This window comes from Streptococcus sp. CL8.13 (assembly GCF_049737895.1).
In genome coordinates, this window is sequence record NZ_JBKOTT010000163.1 from 1 (window position 1) to 496 (window position 496).

1 protein-coding gene is annotated in these 496 nt (G+C 40.5%); it reads right to left on the reverse strand.

The features are described from left to right. Window positions 1-476, reverse strand: a 476-nt coding sequence (locus tag ACLNCN_RS05025) for an ABC transporter substrate-binding protein (RefSeq protein WP_424844763.1), incomplete at its 3' end; no start/stop codon positions are given. Between the last annotated feature and the right edge of the window lie 20 nt (window positions 477-496).

Consider the following 496-nt stretch of genomic DNA (forward strand, 5'->3'; position numbering starts at 1 on the left):
TTCACCCCAACCTTAGAGAAATCAGAATCCACTCCTGTAATATAATCATTCAAGCCCTTGATCGAGTTTTGAATCAAGTCAATGGCCTGGGATTTATTATCCACTGCGTATTTGATACCTGTCACAAAATCTTGTGCCTTGACTGGGGCATACTCTTCACCGTCAGCCGTAAACCATTTGGCATCTTTTCTCAGTTTATAGGTATAAGTCAGACCGTCGCTTGAAACAGACCAGTCCTCTGCCAAAGATGGAACTAGGTTTCCGTGGTTGTCATTTTCAAGCAAACCATCAACTAGGTTAGTAATAATAGCTGTATTATCAGCGTAGTAGTCTAATAAGTAGTTAAATGTAGTTGGGTTTCCACTAAAGGTTGATGAGTAAGTTTTTGTATCTGAACCTGATTGTCCGCAAGCAGTTAACAGCAAGGCAGCTGCAACAGTCAGACCTGCACTAAGGATACGCTTTTTTGTAGTCATCTTCTTTCTCCTTTATGTTA